Origin of the sequence: Saccharospirillum salsuginis (assembly GCF_014651855.1) — a bacterium.
Classification (GTDB): domain Bacteria; phylum Pseudomonadota; class Gammaproteobacteria; order Pseudomonadales; family Natronospirillaceae; genus Saccharospirillum; species Saccharospirillum salsuginis.
This window is the reverse complement of sequence record NZ_BMXR01000004.1, coordinates 80,586-94,371: the sequence shown is the minus strand read 5'-3', so window position 1 is coordinate 94,371 and position 13,786 is coordinate 80,586. Positions and strand designations below refer to the sequence as shown.

At 60.4% G+C, this 13,786-nt stretch carries 14 protein-coding genes; 3 read left to right on the top strand and 11 right to left on the bottom strand.

Going from position 1 to position 13,786, the window contains the following annotated elements:
• Positions 1–152: 152 nt before the first annotated feature.
• On the bottom strand, positions 153–1,130 hold the full coding sequence (locus IE111_RS08805; RefSeq protein ID WP_189608196.1) for a GlxA family transcriptional regulator: 978 nt from the start codon (positions 1,128–1,130) through the stop codon (positions 153–155).
• Positions 1,131–1,242: 112 nt separating this feature from the next.
• Here IE111_RS08805 and IE111_RS08800 point away from each other — a divergent pair, with 112 nt between their 5' ends.
• From IE111_RS08800 to IE111_RS08790, 3 genes are all read left to right on the top strand, one after another.
• Positions 1,243–3,087 carry a beta-ketoacyl synthase gene (locus tag IE111_RS08800; RefSeq protein ID WP_189608195.1) on the top strand — a complete coding sequence of 615 codons (1,845 nt, stop codon included), beginning with the start codon at positions 1,243–1,245 and terminating at the stop codon, positions 3,085–3,087.
• A gap of 132 nt (positions 3,088–3,219) precedes the next feature.
• Positions 3,220–3,897 carry a tRNA (guanosine(18)-2'-O)-methyltransferase TrmH gene (gene trmH, locus IE111_RS08795; RefSeq protein ID WP_189608194.1) on the top strand — a complete coding sequence of 226 codons (678 nt, stop codon included), beginning with the start codon at positions 3,220–3,222 and terminating at the stop codon, positions 3,895–3,897.
• Positions 3,894–5,048, top strand: a complete 1,155-nt coding sequence (locus IE111_RS08790) for a cation diffusion facilitator family transporter (protein WP_189608193.1) — start codon at positions 3,894–3,896, stop codon at positions 5,046–5,048. The genes trmH and IE111_RS08790 overlap by 4 nt, the downstream gene beginning before the upstream one ends.
• Before the next feature lie 48 nt (positions 5,049–5,096).
• Here IE111_RS08790 and IE111_RS08785 read toward each other — a convergent pair whose 3' ends face one another.
• The 10 genes from IE111_RS08785 to IE111_RS08740 form a co-directional block, all read right to left on the bottom strand.
• A complete protein-coding gene (locus tag IE111_RS08785; protein ID WP_189608192.1) occupies positions 5,097–5,471 on the bottom strand; it encodes a DUF2914 domain-containing protein in 375 nt (124 codons plus the stop codon).
• A 530-nt stretch (positions 5,472–6,001) separates the two neighbouring features.
• Positions 6,002–7,096, bottom strand: coding sequence for a chorismate synthase (gene aroC / locus IE111_RS08780; protein WP_189608191.1), 1,095 nt, complete (start codon positions 7,094–7,096; stop codon positions 6,002–6,004).
• Between the two features lie 261 nt (positions 7,097–7,357).
• Positions 7,358–8,296: a 50S ribosomal protein L3 N(5)-glutamine methyltransferase gene (gene prmB, locus IE111_RS08775; RefSeq protein ID WP_189608190.1), complete on the bottom strand. Its 939-nt coding sequence runs from the start codon at positions 8,294–8,296 to the stop codon at positions 7,358–7,360.
• A 141-nt stretch (positions 8,297–8,437) separates the two neighbouring features.
• Complete coding sequence (locus IE111_RS08770; RefSeq protein WP_189608189.1) at positions 8,438–9,262, bottom strand: alpha/beta fold hydrolase; 825 nt, start codon at positions 9,260–9,262, stop codon at positions 8,438–8,440.
• Positions 9,263–9,265: 3 nt separating this feature from the next.
• Positions 9,266–10,069, bottom strand: coding sequence for an alpha/beta fold hydrolase (locus IE111_RS08765; protein ID WP_189608188.1), 804 nt, complete (start codon positions 10,067–10,069; stop codon positions 9,266–9,268).
• 79 nt (positions 10,070–10,148) lie between these two features.
• On the bottom strand, positions 10,149–10,580 hold the full coding sequence (locus tag IE111_RS08760; RefSeq protein WP_189608187.1) for a SixA phosphatase family protein: 432 nt from the start codon (positions 10,578–10,580) through the stop codon (positions 10,149–10,151).
• 2 nt (positions 10,581–10,582) lie between these two features.
• Positions 10,583–10,954 carry a DUF4389 domain-containing protein gene (locus IE111_RS08755; protein WP_189608186.1) on the bottom strand — a complete coding sequence of 124 codons (372 nt, stop codon included), beginning with the start codon at positions 10,952–10,954 and terminating at the stop codon, positions 10,583–10,585.
• Positions 10,954–11,991 (bottom strand): NAD(P)H-dependent glycerol-3-phosphate dehydrogenase, encoded by a 1,038-nt coding sequence (locus IE111_RS08750; protein WP_229805298.1) that lies wholly within the window; start codon positions 11,989–11,991, stop codon positions 10,954–10,956. Before IE111_RS08750 ends, IE111_RS08755 begins: the two co-directional genes overlap by 1 nt.
• 29 nt (positions 11,992–12,020) lie before the next feature.
• The gene (locus IE111_RS08745; protein WP_373300879.1) at positions 12,021–12,503 is read right to left on the bottom strand and encodes an STAS domain-containing protein; all 483 of its coding nucleotides are present in this window, start codon (positions 12,501–12,503) and stop codon (positions 12,021–12,023) included.
• Between the two features lie 33 nt (positions 12,504–12,536).
• Positions 12,537–13,721 carry a SpoIIE family protein phosphatase gene (locus IE111_RS08740; RefSeq protein ID WP_189608184.1) on the bottom strand — a complete coding sequence of 395 codons (1,185 nt, stop codon included), beginning with the start codon at positions 13,719–13,721 and terminating at the stop codon, positions 12,537–12,539.
• Positions 13,722–13,786 lie beyond the last annotated feature (65 nt).

The window sequence follows — 13,786 nt, the reverse complement described above, 5'->3', positions numbered from 1 at the left end:
CATGGATGGGTTCACGGCGAGCGATGTGTCGCACCACCCGAATAGGTATACCCGGCAGCCGGTGCGGGTTTTGGCACCGCCCCAGGGAGGGCTACCCCCGTCTCAGGGGCGTACCCAACCACCAAACCAAAAGCAAACCCGCCACAAAACCTTCAACCGGCGGTAAACAGCTTCGAACGCACCATTTTTCGGTACTCCCCGGGGCTCAACGAGAGCTTCTCCCGGAACACCCGGCCGAAATAGGCGTTGTTCGGAAACCCGCTGGCCTCCCCCACTTCCGCGACCGTCAAATTGGTATCGCGCAGCAACTCCCGCGCGTGTTCCAGCCTCAGTCGCAGTACATAAGCCATGGGACTTTCCCCGGTGGCCTCGCGAAAGCGTCGACTGAAATTTCGTTCGGACTGTTCGAGCAAGGTGGCCAGCAGGGCTACAGTGATGTCTTCGGTCAGATGCTGACGCACCCAGGACTGGACCAGGCTGATGTCTTCGTCGTGATGAACCGCCCCACCCGGCTCGAAATAAGGCGTCGAGAAAGTCCGTTTCAGTTCGTGCATGAACTGGCGCTCCACCACGGCCAGGGCATCCTCGCCGTAGGTCTGCTCGATCAAAAACAGCACCAGGTCGGTCTGGGAATTGATCGAGCCGGCGCAATAGATGCCGTCTTCATGGGTTACGAAATGGTGGCCTTCGAAACGAACCTCGGGAAACCGATTCCGGAATCGATCGAGATAATACCAGTGCGTCGTGGCGACCTTCCGGTCCAGCAAGCCGGCCATGGCCAGATGCCCCACTCCGGTGCCGGTCGCCGCCAGTCGGGCGCCGCGTCGGTACTGTTCGGCCAGCCAGCTTTGCAGCCGTCGCCCCTGGCTGATCGACGGCCAGGGCGTGCCCCACATCGGGGGAACGAAGACCAGATCGGCATCGTCGGCGTCCTCGAACCGGCAATCGGCCTGGATGTTCAACCCTCCGGTAACCCGGGTCGGTCCGGTGTGCTCGCCCACCAGTTGCACGGATAAACCGGGTGTCCAGCGACGACGAACCCGATGACGACTGGCCGCGAAAAACATCTCCACCGGCAGGGCAATGCCCGTCAGCAGAGCCTGAGGGCTAACCACAAAGGCAAGCTTCATGAAACTGTCCTGATTAGGCTATTATTCGTCTGTATAGTTATACCATCCCGTCCGTCACCACACTATAGTGCCCTGCATTCCTGTTATTGCAGACCGAGACAAAGGCTTTCTCATGAAAAAGTTACCCGTGATTGTCGGGTTCGGTGGCATCAACGCCGCCGGACGGGTTTCCATGCACCACGGCTACCGCCGCATGGTGCACGAGGCGCTGGACGACGCCCGCATGGCCGGCACCTGGGAGGACCTGGCGACGCTGATGCGGCTCAAGGACTCCGCCAACCCGCGCGATGCCATCCTCGCCGGCACTCTGATCCGCCGTATCGAGGCCGAATCCCACTACGACCCCGCGGCCGTTCCCATGCATCGCAAGGCCACGCTGAACCAACCGGGCGGCCTGAGTTTCCATTTGAGGCGCAACCAGTTGCCGGAAACGATGCCCGCCGGCTGGACGGTCGAACCGGTCGAAGGCAGCGGCACTCAGGTGCGCGTCACGGTCGATTCGGACCTGCCCATCATGCTGCCCGATCAGTACGTTTCCCGGGTTTCCTCGGCCGGCACCCTGCCCACCGGATTCAACCCGGCGGACTACTACAATGCCGCCCACCACCCGCGCGGACTGCAAATGGCCGTTTATGGTGCCTCCGACGCCATTCAGTCCATGGGTGTGCGCTGGGAAGACGTGCTGGAGCACATTCATCCCGACCAGGTCTCCGTCTACGCCGGATCCGCCGTTTCCCAGATGGACCAGGCCGGCTTGCGCGGCCTGTACCAGAACCCGATGACCGGCAACCGCATCACCTCCAAGATGATGCCGCTGGCCCTGCCGGAAATGGCGGCCGACTTCGTCAACAGCTATATCCTCAACAGCGTCGGCAACACCGGTTCGAACGCCGGGGCCTGTGCAACCTTCCTCTACAACCTGCGTCAGGGCCTGATCGACATCGAGGCGGGCAAGTGCCGCGTGGCTGTGGTGGGCAATTCCGAGGCGCCGGTCGTACCCGAGATCATGGAAGGCTTCCGCATCATGGGCGCCCTCGCCGAGGACGAACAACTCAAGCAGCTCGACCAGAGCGAGACGGCCGACAATCGCCGCGCCTGCCGTCCGTTCTCATCCAATGCCGGTTTTACCATGGCCGAATCCAGCCAGTTCATGGTGCTGATGGACGACGAACTGGCCCTGCAACTCGGCGCCACGGTCTACGGCTCGGTCGCGGATGTTTTCGTCAATGCGGACGCCAACAAAAAATCCATTTCCGGCCCCGGCGTCGGCAATTACATCACCATGGCCAAGGCTACGGCCCTGGCGCGCGCCATCCTCGGCGACGATGGACTGCAACGCACCTTCGTCATGGCACACGGTACCGGCACACCGCAAAACCGTGTCACCGAATCGCACATCTTCAATGAGATCGCCCAGACATTCGGCATCGACAACTGGGCCGTGTCCGCCATCAAGTCGTATCTGGGTCACTCCCTCGGACCGGCAGCGGCCGACCAGTTGAACGCGGCTCTGGGTGTCTGGTCCGAAGGGTTCATACCGGGTATCCGCACCATCGACCACATTGCCGACGATGTGCATCGCGACCGCCTGAACATTGCCATGAACCACCTGGCGGTCGGCGAGCAAGGCGAAGACATGCTCGGCACCCTGATCAATTCCAAAGGCTTCGGCGGCAACAACGCCAGCGCCCTGGTGCTCTCGCCCAACACCACCCGCTCGCTGATGCAACAACGCCACGGCGAAGCCGCCCTGACCCAGTGGCAGCATCGCAACGAAACCGTTCAGGAAACCCAGGCCGCTTTCGATGCCCGGACTCGGAAGGACGGTTTGCAGGTGATGTATTCCTTTGGCGAATCGGTCATGACCGACAAGGACGTGCAACTGGACCGCGACAGTGTGAAATTGAGCCGGTTCAGCCGTAGCATACAACTACCGGGCAGGAATCCTTTCGTGTAACTCAAGTTTCGGAATTCGAGCTGGCTGTGAGGTAGTGGCCCGCGTCGGCTACCGGGATATTCCGACAAACGGTTGAGGTTTACCACCAGCACGGTAAAGTGCGCGGGTCCGAGTAACCGCTGAACAATGCCGATGAGCCGAAGCCGTTTCGAGAAATTCAAACAGGTCCTGCGTCAACGCCAGCATGACATGACCGTGGTCACCGACCAGGTCCACAAGGCCCAGAATATTTCCGCCATGATCCGCACCGCCGACGCCGTCGGCATTCCGGAGGTGCATATGGTCAAACCGGTCCGGGGGCATCTGGTGTATCACAACACAGCCGGCGGCAGCGGCCGTTTCGTCAGCACCCGGGTCCATCCGGATATTCAAACCGCACTGGATACGGTGCGGGGCAAGGGCATGCGATTGCTGGCCGCCGCCTGGTCGGACAACGCCGTCTCCTATCGCGATATGGACTACACTCAACCGTTCGCCCTGGTCATGGGAGCGGAAAAATACGGCCTGAGCGAGACCGCCATGGAGGCGGCCGATGCGCACCTGACCATCCCGATGATCGGTATGGTCGAAAGCTACAATGTCAGCGTCGCCGCGGCCATCATCCTGCAGGAAGCCATGCACCAGCGGATGCGATCCGGACACTACGATTTGCCCGACCCGACCGACGCGGCCAGCCGGAAACAGCTGTTTCGTTGGGCTCAGCCCAAGATGGCGGCTTACTGCGACCGCCACAACCTGCCCTACCCGGATCTCGATGAGGACGGCGACCTGATACCGCCCGAGGATCCGGCCTATCGAGGTGCCCTATGAGCGAAGTGGATCGAACGGTTCGACTGAGTGACGCCGAGCGTCGACGCATCATCGACCGGACCAACTGGGTCTGTGTCGTCGTGGACGCCATTTCTTTCATCATCAAGCTGGTGGTGGGCCTGATGGCCAAATCACCGGCGCTGATCGCCGACGCCATGCACAGTCTCAGTGATCTCGCGGCCGATGTTCCAATTATTCTGCTCGCCAAGATTTCGCATCAGGACGCCGACGACGACCACCCCTATGGCCACGCCCGATTCGAGACGCTGGGTACCGTCATGCTGGGCGGCCTGCTACTGGCCGTAGCCATCGGCATCGCCTTTGAAAGCGTTCAACTGCTGTTTTCCGATCAACGACCGCTGCCCAGCATTGCAGCCCTGATTACCGTGCTGATCGCGCTCGCCCTGAAAGAAGGGCTGTTTCACTATGCCATGCACAATGCCCGCAAAACCCGGTCGCCTTTGCTGGAGGCCAATGCCTGGCATTCGCGTTCGGACAGTCTGTCATCCCTGGTGGTCCTGGTCGGCATTGTCGCCACCCTGCTCGGCTATCCGCTGATTGAAATTCTGGCTGCCATCGCCGTCGCCGGCCTGATCGGCCGAATGGGCGTCAAGCTCGCCTGGGAAGCCATTCAGGAACTGGTCGACCGGGGGGTGGATCCGGACCGTCAGCGGGACTATCAGGACGCCCTGGGCTCGGTACCCGGCGTCAAGGATGTTCATATGCTGCGTACACGCATGATGGGACGGGATGTCATCGTCGACGCCCATGTCCAGGTCGGTGGCTACCTGAGTGTTTCCGAGGGCCACCAGATCAACGAGTGGGCCTTGAAGACGTTGAAGGACCGGTTCGAGGAAATCTCGGATGTGACCCTGCATATCGATCACGAAGACGACGAGCGGGATCATGAAAGCCGCCCGCTCGCGCCACTGCGCCCGACGATAGAAGGGCTGCTGCACGAGCGCGGGATCGACGACTATGATCGATTGATCATTCACTATCGGCAACAGCAGGCCGAACTGGAGCTGCGCTTTGCCGATGCCGACAGCCTGCGCAATGCGGCTCCGGTATGCAAAGCTGTCGTCGAGGAAGTGCCCTGGATACGCCAGGTGGTGTTGACCGAGGCGGGTCAGGCGTTTCGCAGGGATTAAGGCAGAGGAGACGGACCTTGCGGAGTGCAAGGTCCGTTAGCGGTGTAGTCAGTCAATCAGGACGCTGATCGTGTCGGTAGCCAGTATGGCGCCGGTCTTGTCGATCACTTCCACCTTCCAGATTCCGTCCCATTCGGGCAACAGTTCCTTACTGGAATAAACGCGCCAGCGCGGCCCGCCAATATCGAAACTCACTTCGGCCATCACCTGGTTCTTGTAACTCCACCGATGGGTGACGGTGGCGCCCGTCATGTTGCGGATCTCGGTGAAGTAGTACAGCGGATTGATGTTGGTGGCGTTGGTGAGTTGGTCGACCGGTTCCCGGTCTGCGATGTTGCGGGTGAACTGGTGTCGGGGAACCTCGGCCCAGGCCGTCAACGGCAAGGCGAGGCACAGCAATGCGGTCAGCAGGATCTTTTTCATTCTTGGTTGTCTCCTTCTTGGACAGGTCCTGAGTATTTAAAGGTCGCACGCTCGTGACGTTTTGTAAACGCCCTCTTGGTCTTAGCCAATGGTTTGGTTTCGTGGCTCATTCCTGGTGGCTGGGTTTGCATTTGTGCCCTTGGTCCGTGCCAGCAGTAGGGGGAGGCTTCCTCGGGGTCGCCGTAAATACATCCATGTAGGCTAGGCGGCAGCCATCCATGGCTGCCGACTTCCCCGAGGAAGCCTCCCCCTACTGCTCGCACTCACTCTCGAAATCCAATGACCAAAGACCCACTGCAGAGGTGCCTATAGTCGTTTGGACGAGGTAATAACTACGAGTGCCTGGGGAGGGGGTAGGCCTCATCGGGGAAGTGGGCGGCATGGATGCCGCCGTCTAGCCCCCATGGATGGGTTAAGTGGGCGGCATACCGCGCGACCCCGAGGAGGCCTACCCCCTCCTCAGGTACGGACCATTGGCACCAAACCAGACCATGCCACCAAGGCCGAGGCACCCAATCATCCGAGGGACTCTAAGCCTGCCCGGGGATAGGCGATAACGGTGGGACGACGTCTGCGTTTTGCGCGCGGTGGCGGAGCCAGTGGTCCATGAGGACGATGGCAAGCATGGCTTCGGCAATGGGGACGGCGCGGATGCCGACGCAGGGATCGTGGCGGCCCTTGGTGATCATCTCGGTGGCTTCGCCCTGCCGGGTGATGCTTTTGCCGGGAATCGTGATGCTGGACGTTGGTTTCAGGGCGATGTGGGCTTCGATGATCTGACCGGTGCTGATGCCGCCGACGATACCGCCGGCGTGATTGGAAAGGAAACCTTCCGGGCTCAGTTCGTCACGGTGTTCCGTGCCTTTCTGGTGGACCGCCGCGAAGCCGTCGCCGATTTCGACGCCCTTCACCGCATTGATACTCATCAGCGCGTGGGCGAGTTCGGCGTCCAGGCGGTCGAAGATGGGTTCCCCGAGGCCCGGTTTGACACCGACGGCCTGGACACTGACCCGGGCACCAACGGAGTTGCCTTCCTTGCGCAAGGCAGTCATGTAGTCTTCAAGTTCGGACACGCGCTCGGGATCGGCGCAGAAGAAGGGATTTTCACCGACAACGGACCAGTCCTTGCAACCGAGTTCGATGGGCCCCAGTTGGCTCAGATAGCCGCGTATCTCGATGCCTTGAGCGCGCAGAAACTGCTTGGCAATGGCGCCGGCAGCGACGCGCATGGCGGTCTCGCGGGCGGAGCTGCGACCGCCACCCCGGTAGTCGCGGAAGCCGTATTTCTGGTCGTAGCCGTAGTCGGCATGCGCCGGACGGTAGGTGTTCATGATCTCGGAGTAGTCTTTGCTCCGCTGGTCCGTGTTTTCGATCAGCAGGCCAATGGGGGTACCGGTGGTCCGCCCCTCGAACACGCCGGACAGAATACGAACCTGGTCGGCTTCGCGGCGCTGGGTGGTGTAGCGGCTGGTGCCGGGCTTGCGACGGTCGAGGTCGGTTTGCAGGTCGGCTTCGCTCAGTTCGATTCCGGGAGGGCAGCCGTCGACGATGGCACCGAGCGCGGGACCGTGGCTCTCACCGAAGGTGGTGACGGTGAACAGTTTTCCGAATGTGTTTCCAGACATCTTGGGGTGACTCTCTCTCGTCCGTGGCTGTCGGTTTGTTCCGCAGCCAGGTTTCATCTGTGCTTGGGTGTCATGCAGTGGTACTCGCCCCTGCCCTCACCTGCCCGCCGTTGATGCAATCACGTCTAGGCTGGGTCGGTCCGACGTCTCGGCCGCCCACCAAGGCAACCTGTTAATTATTCCAGACTCGTACCACCGCCGCTCTTCCGGCATGGGCGCGGTCCCCGGTTTCTCCAACCCTGGTGGTGGGCCGTGCCCACCCTACTGTCGTTCTCTTAACGCTTCGGCGCTGATGACGAATACGCCATGGCCTCCGCTGGCGAACTCCGGCCACTCGAACGGCAGGTCCGGATAGGCCTCGATCAGGGCGGCGGCACTGTTGCCGACTTCACAGACCAGCAGGCCCTGGTCGGTTAGATAGTTCGGCGCTTCTTTGAGGATACGCCGGACAATGTCCAGTCCGTCCTCGCCAGCCTCGAGCCCGAGCCGGGGTTCGTGATGAAACTCCTCGGGCATGCTGTCGAGATCCTCGGTGTCGACATAGGGAGGATTGCTGACGATCAGGTCATAACGCTGGCCATCGAGGGATTCGAACAGGTCGCCCTGGAAGGCGCTGACCTGCCAGCCGAGATCCTTGGTGTCGATGTTGTCGATCGCAAGGCGAATCGCGTCTTCGCTCAGGTCACTGAGGTGGACCTGGGCGTCCGGAAAAGCCCGGGCACAGGCGATGCCGATACAGCCACTGCCGGTGCAGAGATCAAGGATGGTCTCGGGTTCCGAGTCGATCCAGGGTTCGAATCGGTCCTCGATCAGCTCGGCGATGGGCGAACGGGGAATCAGGACTTCGGGCGTCACCTTGAAGGGTTCGCCGAAGTACCAGGCCTCGCTCAGCAGGTAAGCCGTGGGTATGCGATCGACACAACGCCGCTGGATCAGGGCCCACAACCGGGAACGCTCGGCGTTGAGCAGTCTTCCGTACAGAACCTGCGGTGGAGCGTCCCAATCGAGGTGCAGGCCGCGCAGACACAGGAAGACGGCTTCGTCCCAGCCGGATTCGAAGCCATGCCCGTAAAACACCTCATGCGCCCCCATCTGGCTGGCGGCGAAGCGAACCCAATCCCCGAGGGACACCAGTTCGCTCAAGCACTCGGCCTGGCGGTCCGGATCGCTGAATTCGGTCAGTCGGGCTGGGTCGGTCATAGGGCCTCTTGTTTTGCGAATGGCGTAAGAATGCGTAGTGGGCGGAGTATACCTTGGATCGAGGCGGAACTTGAGGGGTTCGGCGGGCGTTTTTAACAGGGCTGTGTTTCAGGAGCGGGCCGGGAGCTTGCCGATCCCGGCTCAGCCGAGGACGGATTCCACCCAGCGGGCCACCGGTTCCGGCGTTTCCATGTGTTCATGGTGATTGCCCGGAAAGACCTGGCTGTACAGCTCCGGCACGCAGGCTTCCCGGCCCTGAATCAAGTCCATGACCTGACTCATCGGGCTACTTTCGAAAATCGCCAGGTGTACAGGGCAGCGAATGCGCCCCAACAACGCCCGAATTTGCGACTCGGTCAGTCGCCAGGTGCTCTCTTCACGCAGGCGACGGTCGTAGCGATGGAACCAACCCTGGTCGTTGACGCCGACACCCCGCCAGGACAACAGCCGGGCACTGCGTTCGGACAGCGGAAACCGCCCTTTCATCCGGGCCTGCCAGAGTTGGTCGGGGTTTCGGTAATAGCGTCGACGGGAATCGACGATTCCGCGATTGTCGTAGATCCGCTGCAAGCGATCTAGATTGCCGTCGTCGGTATCCGCCACAGGTCCCAGGGCATCGAGTGCGATCACGGTACCGATCCGACCGTCCACCGAGGCCAGCATCTGTGCCAGGATGCCACCCAGCGAATGACCGAGCAGGTCGAACGACGGCCAGGCCAGTTCGTCCAATAATCGACCCAGGGTCGGCAGCCACTGCATCAGCGTCCAGCCTTCCCCCGCGGGCAGCCCTTCGGAGCGACCATGGCCGGGCAGATCGATGGCCCAGATTTCGACGCCTTCGATAACATCGCCCATCGGCTTGAAGCTCATGGCGTTGTCGAGAAAGCCGTGGAACGCAAGCACCGGTCTGCCCCGCCCGAACCGAACCCCTTGGATACGTCCATCCAATAACGAGAAATCGCGCATGCTTCAGGCTACCTTCCGGTGCCGCAGGCGATCGATCATCCGGTGAATGTCGTTGGCGGTTTCCAGGGGATGCTCAAACGGAAACATATGGCTGCCGGGGACCCGCATACTTTGAAAACCCAACTCGCGCTTCATACGCAGGTACTGACGCTTGAGCACCGTATCGGTATCGCGCCCGACAATGACCCCACTGGGCACATGAATCTGGTTCGGCCGGGGCGCCAGGCTATGCGGCACCGTGCGGAAAATGGCCAGTTCGACGGCCAGTTCATAGGCCAGTTCGATCCCGCCTTCCGGTGAAGGTCGGGTCGCGCTGGCGAGGTAATCGCGCAGGCATTGCTCATGGAAGTTGCGGAACAAGCCCCGGGTCTTGAAGTATTCGAAGGCCGTCGCTTCATCCGGCCAGTGCGTACGTCGGTTTTTGGAGCGACCGGCCGGAGTCACGTTGTCGATCAGCCCCAGGGCCTTGATGGTCCGTACGACCCAGCTTTCCCACCGACTGAAGACCGGCACGTCCAGCATCACCACCGCCTCGAACAATTCCGGCCGTTCCAGGCTGGCCATCAGCGTCAGACCGCCGCCCAGGGAATGGCCGACACCGATTACGGGCCGGTCGCACTGGCGTTCTATGCTGTCGATGAGCTGGCGCTTGAGGTAAGGCCAGTTGTTGGTGACGGGGTACTGCGGATCATGCCCGATCAGGGGCAGATTGCACACGTCATAGTGCGGAGCCAGGGCATCGAAGATGACGCCGTAGCTGGCCGATGGAAAGCCGTTGGCGTGTGCGAAGTGTATTTGCGGTTTCATGGTGTGAGACAGCCGTAGGACCAGCCGACAATCTAGCGTAACATCGACCAATATTCAAACGGCCGTTTGAATAAAGCGCTCAGCGCAACCACATCAATGTGGCGCCACCCGGGAACCAGTCCTCGGCTTCCAGGCAGGCCAGCCCCGCCGTGTGCAGGTGCAAAGTCCCGCGTTCGCCGACCAGATCGCACAGCAACTGACTGAGCAACGGATTGTGGCCCACCACGAGAGTGGTTTCCGCCTCGCCCGCCTGCAACAGTGACAGCGCCGCTTCGACGGGCTGTTCCGGCGTCAGACTATCGTCCAGAACCGGTTCGATGCCGGCCCGGGGCTTCATCAGCTCCGCCGTCTGCCGGGCCCGCAGGTAGGGGCTGCACAGAAAACGCGAGACCGGTTCAAGGAAGTCGGCCTTGTCGAGCACGGCCCGGCGGCCGGCTTCCACCAGGGCCCGGCCGGCGTCGTCGGTTTGATACGGCTCGGCTTCACCGTGTCGTAACAGATACAGCCGCATGGTCAATCCTTGCGTTCTTCGTCTGAGTCGGAACGGGCGTCGTTGTCGTCTGTCGGCTCATCCGTTTCGATCGGGTTTTCGTCTTCCGGACGTACGGCATCCACATCGCTGCTCGGCCAGTCGTCGAATGGAAACGGCTTGCGCGGGGTGTTGAACAGCAGAAAATCGACCACCTGCCGCTGGTACCGCGCCAATGAGACGCTGAACCGTCTCAGACGTCCATCCGGCCGGGTTTCGAACCAGCGCCAAATCCATTGCACCAAGGCCATCAGGCCGGTGACGAAATAGCTCAACCGAAGGATGAACCAGAACAAAATCATAAAGAGAATGCGCAGCCCGTGGCGCTCCTTCTCTTCTCGGTCCAATGTTGCCATCAGATACCCGCTCCCATGAATTCGACATCCTGTGCCAGGTCACCGGACATTAGGTTGCCGGCGACATCGCGGATGGGTTTGTCTTCGAAGATGATGGCATAGAGGCCACTCACAAGCGGCATGTAAATCTGCATCTCGGCGGCCTTGTCGTGCACCATACGCAGGGTATTGATGCCCTCGGCCGTCTCGCCGACCCGCTTGATGGCCTGCTTCAGCGAATCACCTTCACCAATGTAATAGCCTACGCGGTAGTTGCGGCTGAGTTTAGAGCTACAAGTCACGATCAGGTCCCCGACACCGGCCAAACCGAGGAATGTCATGGGGTTCGCCCCGAGACGAACCGCGAAGCGTGACATTTCCGCCAGCGCCCGGGTAATGAGCGCCGCACGGGTGTTTTCCGCCATGCCCAGGGCCGCCGCCAGGCCGGAGACAATGGCGTAGATGTTCTTCAGGGCACCGGCCAGTTCAACGCCGTAGATATCCGGATTGCCATACACCCGAAACGTCTGGTTGCTGAGCATCTGCTGGACTTTCTGGCGCAATGGCTGGCTGTACGAGGCGACGACGGTGGCGGAAATGTGATGATCTGCGATTTCCTTGGCCAGGTTGGGGCCACTGATTACACCGATGTCATGATTCGGTGCCTGTTCGTGCAGTATCTGGCTCATCAACTTGAAACTGACCGGCTCGATGCCCTTGGTCAAACTGATCAGGGCGGCATGAGGCTGCAACAGCGGGACCGCCTGCTCGACCACGGCCCGAAACGCCTTGCTGGGCACGGCGACGAAGACGAAGTCCGCGTCCTGGACGGCTTCGGTCAGGTCGAGTTCGGGGGTCAGATTGTCATGGAGGTGATAGCCGGGCAGATAGCGGCTGTTTTCGCGGTTCTTGAGGATGTCGTCGGCTTGTTTTTCACTGCGCATCCAGAGTTTGACGCGATGGCCGTTGCTGGCGGCGATGTTGGCGATTGCCGTGCCAAAACTGCCGCCCCCCAGGACTGCGATGGCCTGAGGGGTTTCCAGGGAGGTGTTGTTCACGAGCTTTCCTTAGGACTGAAAAATCCTGTTCAGTGGGTCGGCTGGTTTTCGAGACACTCGACCAGTTCGTGGAACGTCTGGCGGTTTTGCTCGTTCAGCGACATAAGAATCTTGTGGGCTTCCAGCACGCGATCGCGCGCGGACATTTCATCCACCGGCTGGGGCGTTTCCTCATTCAGGGAAGCATCCGGCTCCTCATCCACATTCGAATGGGGAACAATGACAAAGACCCGATCCCGGAACCCCATGGTTTCGATGATGCGGGTGATGTCGGGACGACTGGAAATCAGGGTGGGAACATGACCCATGGCCGGGGTGGCCAGACGGGAAACCTTGGCGAGCATGCCGAGGCTGGTGCTGTCGATGCCTTCAGCCTCGGTCAGATCGACGATCACCGAGGTGAACACGGGATCTTCCACCATTTTTTTCAAACAGTTATCGAGTGTCGTACAAAGCGTCATACGCACGTCCCCTGTCAACTTAATGACATAGGCACCTGCCTTATTAGCCATCAAAACACGACCGGTACTCATCTATGATACGACCTAATTGACCTTTTCTACCGTTAACACTGTGATGTCATCGGGCGCAGACTGGGTTTTTCCGGATTCGGATATCTGCGTCAGGAAGTCGACCATAGTATGGGTTGGGTCCGCCCCTAACTCAAGTAAATGCGCTTCTTTTTCTTGTAATGTCGAGTCATCCAGCAGTTCCAGAAAACCGTCCGACATGACGGATAATCGCTCGAAGCCGTCAAGATCCAGTCGTCGGTTTTCATAGTGGGCGTCGTCGAACAACCCGACGGCCAGGTTCTCCGGTTCGATGGCGCGACATACCTGACGGGTGCAGATCACCGGTGCGGGGAAATGCGCGGCGGAGGCATAGTCCAGCCGACCTTCTTCGGTGTCGATCACCCCGTAAAACATCGTGGCATGCTTACCGGTGTGAGTCTTCATCAATTCGAGGTTGATCTGGCGCAATACCTGCGCCGGAATCAGCACGATGTCCGAGGCATCGTTTTCGATCTCGTCTCGATACCGATCGATCTGGTTCTTGATCAGCAGGGTGATCAGCGCGGAACTGGCCCCGTGACCGGATACATCGGCCACGTAAAACACCAGTTTGCCCGGCACCGGCTGAAAATAGTCGACCAGATCCCCACTGAGGTAACTGGACGGGACCATACGGTGGTTGACCTGATAGCCACCATGCTCCAGCGGGAATTCCGGCAATAGCCGTTGCTGAACCGCCCGCCCGGCTTGCAGATCGAGCTTGAGCCGGTCCACATGGTCCTGCAGCTCCTGGTTCCGGGCTTCGAGTTCGACCCGGTAACGGTAGTTTTCGCGGATTAATAATGAGCGTTCCAGTGACCGCTCCACCGAATGTTCCAGCACCCCGAGATCGACCACCGGTTTCATCAGATAGTCACTGGCGCCAAGGCGCAGCGCCTCCACCACATCGGTCATGACACCGGCACCGGAAACCACGATGACCGGGACCTCGTCGGTCACCTCCATGATGCGGCGCAACAGCTGGAGGCCGTCCATGACCGGCATGCGCAGGTCGCAAATCACAAGATCCGGCGATTCACGCTCGAACAGTTCCAGGGCGGTCTGGCCGTTGTCGGCTTCCAGAACGGTGTAGCCACTGTCTTCCAGGTAGGCGACGATGGAATCGCGGACGGCTTTTTCGTCGTCGACGACCAGGAGTTTGGAGTCGGTTAAGAGCATCTGGTTGACTTCCATTAGACGTTAGAGGCAAGTTAACGGGGTGGTGCATCGAACGCAATAGATGA

Coding starts and splice junctions, on each gene's coding strand:
- IE111_RS08805 (WP_189608196.1), bottom strand. CDS start 1,130: ATGAAGCTTGCCTTTGTGGTTAGCCCTCAGGCTCTGCTGACGGGCATT.
- IE111_RS08800 (WP_189608195.1), top strand. CDS start 1,243: ATGAAAAAGTTACCCGTGATTGTCGGGTTCGGTGGCATCAACGCCGCC.
- trmH (WP_189608194.1), top strand. CDS start 3,220: ATGAGCCGAAGCCGTTTCGAGAAATTCAAACAGGTCCTGCGTCAACGC.
- IE111_RS08790 (WP_189608193.1), top strand. CDS start 3,894: ATGAGCGAAGTGGATCGAACGGTTCGACTGAGTGACGCCGAGCGTCGA.
- IE111_RS08785 (WP_189608192.1), bottom strand. CDS start 5,471: ATGAAAAAGATCCTGCTGACCGCATTGCTGTGCCTCGCCTTGCCGTTG.
- aroC (WP_189608191.1), bottom strand. CDS start 7,096: ATGTCTGGAAACACATTCGGAAAACTGTTCACCGTCACCACCTTCGGT.
- prmB (WP_189608190.1), bottom strand. CDS start 8,296: ATGACCGACCCAGCCCGACTGACCGAATTCAGCGATCCGGACCGCCAG.
- IE111_RS08770 (WP_189608189.1), bottom strand. CDS start 9,262: ATGCGCGATTTCTCGTTATTGGATGGACGTATCCAAGGGGTTCGGTTC.
- IE111_RS08765 (WP_189608188.1), bottom strand. CDS start 10,069: ATGAAACCGCAAATACACTTCGCACACGCCAACGGCTTTCCATCGGCC.
- IE111_RS08760 (WP_189608187.1), bottom strand. CDS start 10,580: ATGCGGCTGTATCTGTTACGACACGGTGAAGCCGAGCCGTATCAAACC.
- IE111_RS08755 (WP_189608186.1), bottom strand. CDS start 10,954: ATGGCAACATTGGACCGAGAAGAGAAGGAGCGCCACGGGCTGCGCATT.
- IE111_RS08745 (WP_373300879.1), bottom strand. CDS start 12,503: ATGGCTAATAAGGCAGGTGCCTATGTCATTAAGTTGACAGGGGACGTG.
- IE111_RS08740 (WP_189608184.1), bottom strand. CDS start 13,721: ATGCTCTTAACCGACTCCAAACTCCTGGTCGTCGACGACGAAAAAGCC.